The organism is Occallatibacter sp., assembly GCF_049510455.1.
Classification (GTDB): domain Bacteria; phylum Acidobacteriota; class Terriglobia; order Terriglobales; family Acidobacteriaceae; genus Telmatobacter.
Map to the genome: position 1 here is coordinate 1 of NZ_JBEKYX010000127.1, position 9962 is coordinate 9962.

At 60.2% G+C, this 9962-nt stretch carries 8 protein-coding genes; 4 read left to right on the forward strand and 4 right to left on the reverse strand.

The genetic code is table 11. The annotated features are described in order from the left end of the window. A partial coding sequence (locus ABSG47_RS18650) for an ABC transporter permease (protein ID WP_424171315.1) occupies positions 1–2177 on the reverse strand: 2177 nt, incomplete at its 3' end. A 19-nt stretch (positions 2178–2196) separates the two neighbouring features. After that, positions 2197–2991: a sulfite exporter TauE/SafE family protein gene (locus ABSG47_RS18655; RefSeq protein ID WP_424171317.1), complete on the reverse strand. Its 795-nt coding sequence runs from the start codon at positions 2989–2991 to the stop codon at positions 2197–2199. A 125-nt stretch (positions 2992–3116) separates the two neighbouring features. On the opposite strand from ABSG47_RS18655, the gene ABSG47_RS18660 reads away from it, so the two are divergent. Next, positions 3117–3941: an FKBP-type peptidyl-prolyl cis-trans isomerase gene (locus ABSG47_RS18660; RefSeq protein ID WP_424171319.1), complete on the forward strand. Its 825-nt coding sequence runs from the start codon at positions 3117–3119 to the stop codon at positions 3939–3941. A gap of 75 nt (positions 3942–4016) precedes the next feature. Here the strand turns inward: ABSG47_RS18660 and ABSG47_RS18665 are convergent, their stop codons facing one another. Further along, positions 4017–4829, reverse strand: a complete 813-nt coding sequence (locus ABSG47_RS18665) for an ATP-binding cassette domain-containing protein (RefSeq protein ID WP_424171321.1) — start codon at positions 4827–4829, stop codon at positions 4017–4019. Positions 4830–5086: 257 nt separating this feature from the next. On the opposite strand from ABSG47_RS18665, the gene ABSG47_RS18670 reads away from it, so the two are divergent. Further along, the gene (locus tag ABSG47_RS18670) at positions 5087–6994 is read left to right on the forward strand and encodes an amidase (protein WP_424171323.1); all 1908 of its coding nucleotides are present in this window, start codon (positions 5087–5089) and stop codon (positions 6992–6994) included. A 104-nt stretch (positions 6995–7098) separates the two neighbouring features. Here the strand turns inward: ABSG47_RS18670 and ABSG47_RS18675 are convergent, their stop codons facing one another. After that, positions 7099–8073 carry a carotenoid biosynthesis protein gene (locus ABSG47_RS18675; RefSeq protein WP_424171325.1) on the reverse strand — a complete coding sequence of 325 codons (975 nt, stop codon included), beginning with the start codon at positions 8071–8073 and terminating at the stop codon, positions 7099–7101. A 64-nt stretch (positions 8074–8137) separates the two neighbouring features. Between ABSG47_RS18675 and ABSG47_RS18680 the strand changes: the two genes are divergently transcribed. Both ABSG47_RS18680 and ABSG47_RS18685 read left to right on the forward strand, forming a co-directional pair. After that, positions 8138–9211 carry a class I SAM-dependent methyltransferase gene (locus ABSG47_RS18680; protein WP_424171327.1) on the forward strand — a complete coding sequence of 358 codons (1074 nt, stop codon included), beginning with the start codon at positions 8138–8140 and terminating at the stop codon, positions 9209–9211. Between the two features lie 169 nt (positions 9212–9380). After that, positions 9381–9779: a hypothetical protein gene (locus tag ABSG47_RS18685; RefSeq protein ID WP_424171329.1), complete on the forward strand. Its 399-nt coding sequence runs from the start codon at positions 9381–9383 to the stop codon at positions 9777–9779. Positions 9780–9962 lie beyond the last annotated feature (183 nt).

The following is a 9962-nucleotide window of genomic DNA, read 5'->3' on the forward strand; positions in this document are numbered from 1 at the left end:
AAGACCTTGCGGATCTGCGGCTCCAGCCGTCCCATGTCACCATCAATCCATAACTGCGCTCCATTGATGAAGTGCGACCACTTCTCGTTTTCCTTCAGCGCACTATCGGCATAAAGAATGCTCTGCGAGAGCGCGCCAAAGACCATCGGCGCAGGCGGCAGCGCGGGGTCTGCATATTTCGCATCGCGAGCCACGCCCACAATCTCAAAACTGTCGCTGTTGGCCGGCAGATTAAAGCCGAAGTGGCGGCCAATGGCATCGCCGTCCGGAAAAAACCTACGCACAAAGGCCTCGTTCACCACGGCAACATGCTGCGTATCTTCGCGGTCAGAGAGCAGAATGCCGCGTCCTTTCACAAGCGGCTGGCCGATAGTGGCAAAGTAATCCGGGCCCACACGATCGTAGTCCACACTGTGCGCGCTATCGCTTGGCGGCACGCCCTCCCCAGGCTTCAGCACATAGGCTTCCCAGTGTCCATCCATCGGGCTGTCCAGGGCCACGCTCGCGCTGCGAACTCCACGCAAAGCCTCAAGCCGTATCTTCAGCTCGCGATACATCCTGTCGAGATCGGCAACCGTATATTTCGCCAGCGGCGGCTCAACAGTCACAATCTCGCGATTCTCCGCATGAAAGCCAAAATCCTGGTGGCGCAGGTTAGAGATGCTATGCGAAAGCATGCCAGCCACGGCCACCAGCACCAACGAAACAGCCGTCTGCACAACGACCATCGTCTTCTGTGGCAACCCCGCGCTTCCTCTCATCGTGCGGTTTGCTCCGCGCATTGAAACCATCGGGTCTGTGCGTGAAGCCAGCCACGCCGGCGCCATCCCTGCAATCAAGCCTGTAACAATCGATAGCGCCAGGCAAAATCCCAGCACCGGAAGCGACGGCGAAATATGCACCGGAGCCACCACGGCATACCGAAATGCCAGCCGCACAATCAAGCCCGCTCCCGCCCACGCAACCACCACGCCCAGCACACCGCCCATCACTGACAGCAGCATGCTTTCAAGAAACGATTGCTGCAGAATCCGCCTCGTAGACGCTCCCAGCGCACGCTGCAATGCCGTCTGCGGACTTCGCGTCATGCCTCGAGCCAGCAGGAGATTTGCCACATTCGCGCAGCCAATCAGCAGCACCGCGGCGCAGATGCCGAAAAGGATATACAAGCTGCTGCGATAGGAATCGCGCATCTCGCCAATGCCCTGTCCGCCGGGACCCAGGCGAATCACCTGCCGCGAAAGCTCGTCTTTCAGTTGCGTCTCGAACTGCGGTGCCATTGCGCCCTCGCCGGTAAGCCAGTGCTGCAGGTGAGCCGTCAACCGTTCCGCTACACCGGCCGTTGTCGCGCCCGGCTTCAGCCGGCCTATCAGCCGCAGCCATGCCATCGAGGGCACATCGCAGTAGGGAGCCTCGGCATCCGTCAGGTAATCCACTGAGAGCGGAACCCACAGGTCCATGGGATTGCTACTGAGCGTCTCGCCGAAAAATCCTGGCGGCGCTACGCCAACGACGGTGAAAGAAAATGTCTCAATCTGAAAGGTCGCCCCAATGATCTTCGGATCGCCGCCATAGACGTTCTTCCACGTGCGATAGCTCATCACAGCCACTGGCGGAGCACCGCGCCTGTCGTCCTCCGGCCTGAGCATGCGTCCGGCAATCGCATTCACGCCCAGCGTCTGAAAGTAGTTGCCGCTCACATACTCGCCCATCAGCGCGCGCGCCTGCGCCCGGTCCATGTCTGTGCCGTAGCGTACGCTCAGCACACCGGGCTGTGCTTGGAAGGCGGCAACCTCATCAAACTCCGGTCGCGCGGCCACAGCAAGCTGCTTGTAGAGCTTATACGAATAAAGATCCCAGTCTCCCTCCGGGCTGTTCATCAGGCAGCAAGCCTTGCCAATGCCAATCTGGTAAAGCCGCGATGGATCCGTCACCGGCAGCGACTTCAGCATGACCGCATCAATCAGCGAGAAAATCGCCGTGCATGCGCCAATGCCCAGCGCAAGCGTCAACACAACGGTTGCCGTAAACATCGGCGCAAGTTTCAACTGCCGCACAGCATGGCGAAGATCGAGCAGGACTGTCATTGCAAGAACTTTACACGTATGGCTGGCATCAACCCCACCGCCGGCTACATCCGCATCAGCGCCCAGGGCGTAGTACAGGACGGATGGCACGTCTTTTAGCGCCCCATCTTCACCCGCGCATCAGCGCATTCTGCAAAAAGAAATACGCCGCCGTAAGCAGACCAATCGAAGCCACCGTCCAGCGCATCACGCGCTGGTTCACGCGCGGGCTCAGGTGTGCGGCCAGATATCCGCCCACTGCGGCCAGCACTGCCATCTCCAGGCAGAAGCGCCACTCCACGCGCCCCGCCAGCATGAACGTCACTGCGGGAATGCCAATCGAAACCACCGCCGTCAGCACCTTCAGCGCATTCATTTCGTGAATATCGTGTACGCCGCAAATCCCAAACAGCGCCATCACCAGAAATCCCCCGCCCGCGCCAAAGTAGCCCACATACACGCTCACCACCACCATGCCGATGATCAGCGCTACGTCATACCGCTTGCCGCCCGAGCGCGTCGCAAGCCATTTGCCCAGCGGCATGCTGGCGATAAACATCCCTGCGGCAAACAACAGCAGCCACGGCAGCAGCTCCCTGAACCAGTGGTTCGATGTAATCAGCAACAGCCTGCCGCCGATCCAGCCGCCCAGCCCGCTCGCCAGCGCAATCGGAGCCATCTTCCAGCCGTAAGCGAGCAAATGCCTGCGAAATGCCACCAGCGAAGTAAGCTGCCCAGGCCACAACGCCACAGTGTTCGTGGCCTGCACCGTAACCGCGCCCACCCCCGCGGCGCTGGAGGCGGAGAACAGCGCCGGCAGCGTGAGAAACGATCCCCCGCCCGCAATCGTATTCAGAGCTCCGGCAAAAAAAGATGCCACAGGCAGCCAGAGCCAGCGCACTACATCCGCAAAATGCAGGGACATATCTATTCACCGTAGCCGCAGCTTCATAAAGATGGGATGGAGGACTCGCAATCCATGTCAACATCTCCCGCGCTCAAGGTGCTAAACTCCGGTGTGTAAGCCCATCCCGGAGTTGAAATCACGCAATGAGATCCCGTTTTTCGCTGCTTCCCGTTGCAGCCGCACTCGCCGTCACCCTCCCCGCACAGGCACCAACCGCACCCAAGCCCGCTACGCCTGCCACCCATGCCTCCACCACCACGGCCGCCAGCGCCGCTAAGCTGCCTCCCGGCGTGCTACCCGCGCACGGAATCATGAAAACCACCCTCGCGCTCAAGTATCAGGACATCAAGCTCGGCACCGGCCCACTCGGCCAGGAAAAGCAAATGTGGCATGTCAAATACAAGGGTTGGCGCGCTGCCGATGGCGTAGTCTTTGACGCGTGGGATCAGCACCCGCAGCCAGTCATCGGCCCGGACGGCAAGCCCGTCATGGGGCCGGACAATAAGCCCAAGATGGGTGACCCCCAGCCGCTGGAGTTTCCGCACGCCGTTGGCCGCATGATTCCCGGCTTTGACCTCGCCGTGGATGGCATGCACGTCGGCGGCAAGCGCCGCATCTTCATCCCCTGGGCATTGGCCTACGGCTATCGCGCCATGCCTGATCGCGGCCCTGACCACCCCGGCATTCCCGCCAAGTCTGATCTCGTCTTTGATGTCGAGCTCGTCAGCGTATCGGATATGCCTGCACCACCGCCCGCACCCGCGCCGCGTCCCGGCGGAATGATCCCCGGCGCACCCGGAGCAGCACCAAGGCCTGGCCAGCCTCCGCTTCCCAGCACTCCCGGTCAACCCGCTGCGCCCGGCCAGCCTTCAGCCCCGGCAACCGCGCCTTCCACTGCAACGCCGCCACCAGCAACAACAACTCCGGCGCCTCAACCCAAGCCCACACCCCCACCGCCGTCGAAGTAATCTATCCTGCTCCATCCCACCCTTGCGAAAGAAAAAATCGCAAGGGTGGAAATATATACAGTCATTGCCGTTTATCTATAACCCTGAACCCTGATCCCTGTTCCCTAATCCCTGCATTTCCGGCGTAGCCTCCAGCAACTGCCGCGTATACGCCTCCCGCGGCGCCGCACAAAGAGCATCAGCCTCGCCCGTCTCCACCAGCCGCCCGCGCTCCATCACTGCAATCCGCGTGCTCAGGTAACGCACCAGCGGCATCGAATGCGAAATAAACAGATACGTCAGCCCATGCTCGCGCTGCAACGTCCGCAGCAAGTTCACAATCTGCGCGCCGACCGAGACATCCAGCGCCGACACCGGCTCATCCAGGATCAGCAGCTTTGGTCGCAGCATCAGCGCCCGCGCAATGTTGATTCTCTGCCGCTGCCCGCCAGAGAACTCATGCGGATACCGTCCCAGCGCACTCTCATCCATCCCCACCTGTTTCAGCAGAATCACGGCCTCGGCCTGCCGCGCATTCGGCCCCATGCTCGGCTTATGAATCGCAAATGGCTCCGTCACAATCTCCAGCACCTGCATCCGCGGATTCAGCGCCGCATACGGGTCCTGAAAAACCGGCTGCATCTGGAGCCGCAGGCTCTTTAACTCTTTGGATGAAGCCTCCGTCAGATCCACTCCATCCACCCGAACCATCCCGCTAGTCGGCCTCACCAGCCCCAGGATCATCCGCGCCACGGTCGTCTTGCCCGAACCCGATTCGCCTACCAGCCCCAGCGTCTCGCCCGCCTCAATCTCGAGCGACACATCATCCACCACCACGCGCTCCTCCGCGCGCAGCCCGGCATATCGCACATAGCTCTTAGTTACCGACCGCACCTCAACCAGCGCCATGACCCGATACTAAACGCTCCAGAATTCAGATTGCCCATCATCTTTCGCGAGTTCCGCCACAACATCCGGGTGCCCCAGGTCCTTGCAGTTAAGGACCTGGGATGGCACTCCCGCCCCCTTAATCTTCGCAACATAGCACGACTGGCAGTGCAGGGCTTTAGCCCCTGTTGAAACTCAGCCACCGAGTACAGACAACTAAATCTCCCAACTCCGCTATAGTGTCGAAAAGACATCTTCCCCATTCCCAGAGGTTTTCAGTGACCTTCGACCGCCGCCGCTTTCTCACCGCCTCCACCCTCGCTGGCATCTCATCCACCCTCTTTCCCGGCGTGCTCTACACCCTCTCCATACAAGCGCAGGAAGCCTCAGGCACCGATCAATCCAAGCCGCCAGTCATTACCCCGGAGATGATCGACCAGGCCGCCATCCTCGCCGGCATCGGCCCCTTCACCGCCGAACAGAAGCAGATGATGATCGACTCGCTAATCGACGTAAACGGGTCAATGAAAGCCATCCGCAAGCTCAATATCCCAAACTCCGTCGCACCGGCGTTCGTCTTTCATCCGCAGCCGGCGTGGAAGGCGGACCCGCAGACAATTCGTATTCCGGCCTATAGCGCGGGTGGGCCTCCGTTTAACAGGCTAGACGAATGGGCTCCTGACCCAAACGCAAGCGCACCCGCAAAAATAGAGGAACTAGCTTTTCGGACTGTGAGCGATCTAGCGAGCTTGATTCAAGCACGCAAGGTGACCTCAGTTCAGCTGACGAAGATGTATTTGGAACGCCTCAAGCGCTACGACTCCAAGCTCCACTTCGTCATCACGCTCCTCGAAGATCGCGCCCTCAAACAAGCCGCGCAGGCCGACGCCGAAATCGCCGCCGGAAAATATCGCGGCCCACTCCACGGCATCCCCTGGGGCGCAAAAGACCTCCTCGCCGTCAAAGGCTACCCCACCACCTGGGGCGCAGGCGGCTTCGAGCACCAGTCCTTCGATGAAGACGCCACCGTAGTCCAGCGCCTCGACGCAGCCGGAGCCATCCTCATTGCCAAGTTCACCCTCGGCGCGCTGGCCATGGGAGACAAATGGTTCGGCGGCCAGACGCGCAACCCATGGAACCCCAAACAAGGCTCCAGTGGCTCCTCCGCCGGTTCAGCTTCCGCCGTCTCCGCAGGCTGCGTCGGCTTCGCCATAGGCTCGGAAACTCTCGGTTCCATCGCATCCCCCTCCACCCGCTGCGGTGTCTCCGGCCTTCGACCCTCCTTCGGCCTCGTCCCACGAACAGGAGCTATGGCCCTCAGTTGGACCATGGACAAGCTAGGTCCCATCACCCGCTCCGCAGAAGACTGCGCCCTCGTCCTCAACGCCATCCACGGCCCCGACGGCAAAGACACCTCCGTCTTTCCCGCTCCGTTCTACTTGGAACCCGGCCTCGACCCGAAGACCCTCCGCATCGGCTACCTGAAATCCGCCTTCGACCCACCCAGGCCCTTCAAGCCGCAGGAACCCAAGCCCAACGAAACTCCCGAAGACAAAAAGAAACGCGAAGACCGCAACGCGAGCATGGCCACCAACCGCGCCCGCCGCGACTACGACGGCAAATACGACCTCGCCACCCTCGACAAGCTCCGCTCCATGGGCATCGACCTCATCCCCGTCGAGCTCCCCGATCTGCCTTACAACGCCATAACGCCCATGCTTGAAGCTGAAGCCGCCGCCGCCTTCGACGACCTCACCCGCTCCGGCCGCGACAAGCTCCTCACCGAGCAATCCGCCGGCGACTGGCCCAACACCTTCCGCATCGCCCGCTTCTACCCTGCAGTCGAATATGTCCAGGCCGCCCGCGCCCGCACACTCGCCTGCCAGCAGGTTTCAGCCCTCTTCGAAAAAGTCGACATCATCGTCGCTCCCACCAACGGCCTGCAGCTCGTCGCCACCAACCTCACCGGCCACCCCGCACTCATCGTGCCCAACGGCCTCCGCGCAGCCGACGCACCCCACCCACCCAAAGAAGACGACGGCGAAAACGACAACATCGGCGGCCCCAATACACCCGTCTCCATCACCTTCCTCGCCGGCCTCTACCACGACGCAAAACTAGCCGCCTTCGGCCACGCCTACCAGCAAGCCACCGGCTTCCACAAACTCCACCCCAAGCTCGACTAACCAGCTTCACGCGTATCGTGAAGCAATCACCGCCGTGCCCTACCCATTCGGCGTTCTTTGCCGAATGGGTGGGACAGCACTCCCGCCAATTCACCGGACAGCGTTCACACCGTCTCAGCCCAGACAAGCGACCCCGGCTCGGCCTTCTTCCCCACCACAGGCCAAAGATGAATCACTAGCCCAATCCCCACATTCACCCCGGCCACCAGCGTCATCCAGCCGTTCTCCCGGAAAAATCCCAGCGCCACAAGCGCAATCGCAAAATAGACATGGAACCATGCAGGCACCCAGACAGCCACGCCCGGCACCCTGCGCTGCGGCCCGCCCCGCCGATGCAGACTCCCCCAGCAAACCAGCCCCAGCAGGACCACAACTTCAATCGCCAGCCGCCGTCCCGATCCAATATGGACAGCATTCAGCCAATGAAAGAGGAAGTACTCCGTCACCAGCAACTCCACCTGTGCCGAAATCAGCGCCAGCACAGCAATCGCCGGAAACCGCCACATGCCCGTCTGCTTGAGTCCAGTTCGCTTGAAGATCGTGCGCTCGTACAGCCTGCTGAAAAACGAGTAAAAGAAAACCACTGAAATCCACCCGACAAAATTGCCATAGGGAATCCCGAACCACTCCGCCTTCAACGGGTCCAGCCCGGTTCCGGTCCAGTCCCAGTGCCACATGTGCATCCGGTAGGCAATCACATCCATGGTCAGATCCAGATTCAGCGCCAGTACGGTATCAAGCGCCGCCGCGGCCACCCAGGGCAACCGCAGCCCGTCGGAAAACAATCGTGATGTATAAAGAATGATCCCCCACGCCAGGCCAATACTCACCGGAATATCCATAGGCGCATGCCCCAGCATCAGCAGAAAGTGCCCGTAGGTGTAGCTGTGCGATGCCACCTCGAGATATTCCAGCACCAGCCCGAAACACATCCCGCCCAGCAGATACGAGATCGCGCCCCGTCCCCGCCTCCACGCATCCAGCAGGCACAAAACAAAGAGAAAGACAATGCAGCAATCGAAGAAGGGAAACGCCCACGACGGCGCCGGCCCGTAAGGAATTCCAGGATAGAGAGGCATGCGCCCATATTACACATGGAACAAATAATTTCTGACTGATAATATGGCCGCAAAAGAGTAAATTTTGACAAAAGAAATCACATCCGCCGCAATGGAAGGGCGCGGTCGCTATAACCGCAACTCACAAGTGCAGGCGGCGGGCCAGTCGCCCGCTGTGCCCATGCTGCAACGCGCGGCACAGGCCGTTTCGCTTCCGGATGCGCAGAGCCCCATCGTGATCGCGGACTATGGCTCGTCTCAGGGCCACAACGCCCTCGTTCCCATGTGCGCGGCGATTGACGCGCTGCGAGAACGGGCCGGACGCAACCAGGCAATCTCTGTCGTCCACGTGGACCTGCCCACAAACGACTTCACAGCGCTCTTTGAAACCCTGCGCACCGATCCTCAAACATATTTGAAGCCCGATTCGGCAGTCTTCGCCTCAGCCATTGGCAGATCGTTTTATGAACAAATTCTTCCGGCTGATTCCGTCACATTGGGCTGGAGTTCGTGGGCCGTGCAGTGGCTGAACCAGGTGCCATGCATCGTTCCCGACCAGGTACAAGTAGCCTTCAGTGCTGATCTGGCGGCCAAAGCCGCATTTCACCGTCAGGCGGCGGAAGACTGGCAGCAGTTTCTCCTTGCGCGCGGCAAGGAACTGCGCAACGGCGGAAGGCTCGTCGTACTCACCATGGCCGTCGATGAACAAGGCGAGTTTGGATACCGCGCCCTTTTGCAATCCATGTACGCATCTCTGCGGAAGATGGTCGAAAGCGGTTTCATAACGGAGCAAGAGCTGCTGCGGATGACAATTCCTACCGTGGGAAGAAGCCGTGAAGAGTTTCTCGCGCCCTTCGTGGCCAGCGGACACTTCGCCGGAATGCGGGTCGAAGAAGCGGAGATCTTTTCAGGCGAAGATCAAATCTGGTCGGATTTCCTACAGGATCGAGACGCCAAATCCTTTGGAGCCCGGTGGTCAGCCTTTTCGCGAGCCTCGGTCTTTCCCACGCTCACGTCTGCTCTAAAGCCGGACGGTAACCTCGGACGAGCAGCGGAGTTTATCGCGCAGCTTGAAACCATGACCGCGGCACGCTTGGCGGAGAATCCTGAGCCCTTGCTGATTCCGCTGGCCAGAATTCGCATGGTCCGGGAACGCTGATGGTGTACCCTCTGGCGTGCCGATCCATCGCGCACAAAATTTTCTAAAAATAGTTTGCACAAGATTAAGGGGTTTTATGCCTTAATAGAAGTAGCTCGAAAAATTTTATCCAGCCGAAGGCCCCGCCACCGCGGGGCCTTTCTGTTTTCAGGCACAAAAGGAGATCGCCATGTCCGCACCCCACAACCGTCCCTGCATCCACCAGGAAACCCGCAACACCGCCGTCCACCGCTGCTGCCAGGCCCGCAATCGCGCTCTCGCCGATTGCAAAAACCTCAAGCTTCTCGACTTCCAGGCAGCCGCGCTAGGCGCGGAAGCCTATCTCGCCGCCCTGCCGGAGCTGGCCTCCACACAGGACATCAGGGATTATGCGGCCTGCATCAATCACGGCATCGCTATCAGGGTCATCCCACCTTTTGAGGGCAATGCCATGCTCGGAACTGGCCGCCTGGTCCTCGACACCATCCGAACTGAGTTCAAAGCCAACGAATCCGCTCTCCGCACCGGCATCGCCCAGACGCGCCTCGACCGTGCCAACCCGCGCAAACAGCCCCAGTCCGCCGCGTAGAGAAAATTTTGGGAATTATACATATCGAATTCCCCTCTTCGTTTTTCTCTTCGCCAACTTGCCAACTCGCTAACACGCGAAGCGCGGCGAACCCGCTAAAGGAACAAGACCCAATGTTTAAGGCATCTCCAGAAGCGCAGTTTTGCGCCCCAGGACATCGAAGAAGTGATCCCTATAAATCCC

Bases quoted from the DNA above. Each gene is read 5' to 3' on its own strand.
- ABSG47_RS18655 (WP_424171317.1), bottom strand. From the start codon at position 2,991: ATGTCCCTGCATTTTGCGGATGTAGTGCGCTGGCTCTGGCTGCCTGTG.
- ABSG47_RS18665 (WP_424171321.1), bottom strand. From the start codon at position 4,829: ATGGCGCTGGTTGAGGTGCGGTCGGTAACTAAGAGCTATGTGCGATAT.
- ABSG47_RS18675 (WP_424171325.1), bottom strand. From the start codon at position 8,073: ATGCCTCTCTATCCTGGAATTCCTTACGGGCCGGCGCCGTCGTGGGCG.
- ABSG47_RS18660 (WP_424171319.1), top strand. From the start codon at position 3,117: ATGAGATCCCGTTTTTCGCTGCTTCCCGTTGCAGCCGCACTCGCCGTC.
- ABSG47_RS18685 (WP_424171329.1), top strand. From the start codon at position 9,381: ATGTCCGCACCCCACAACCGTCCCTGCATCCACCAGGAAACCCGCAAC.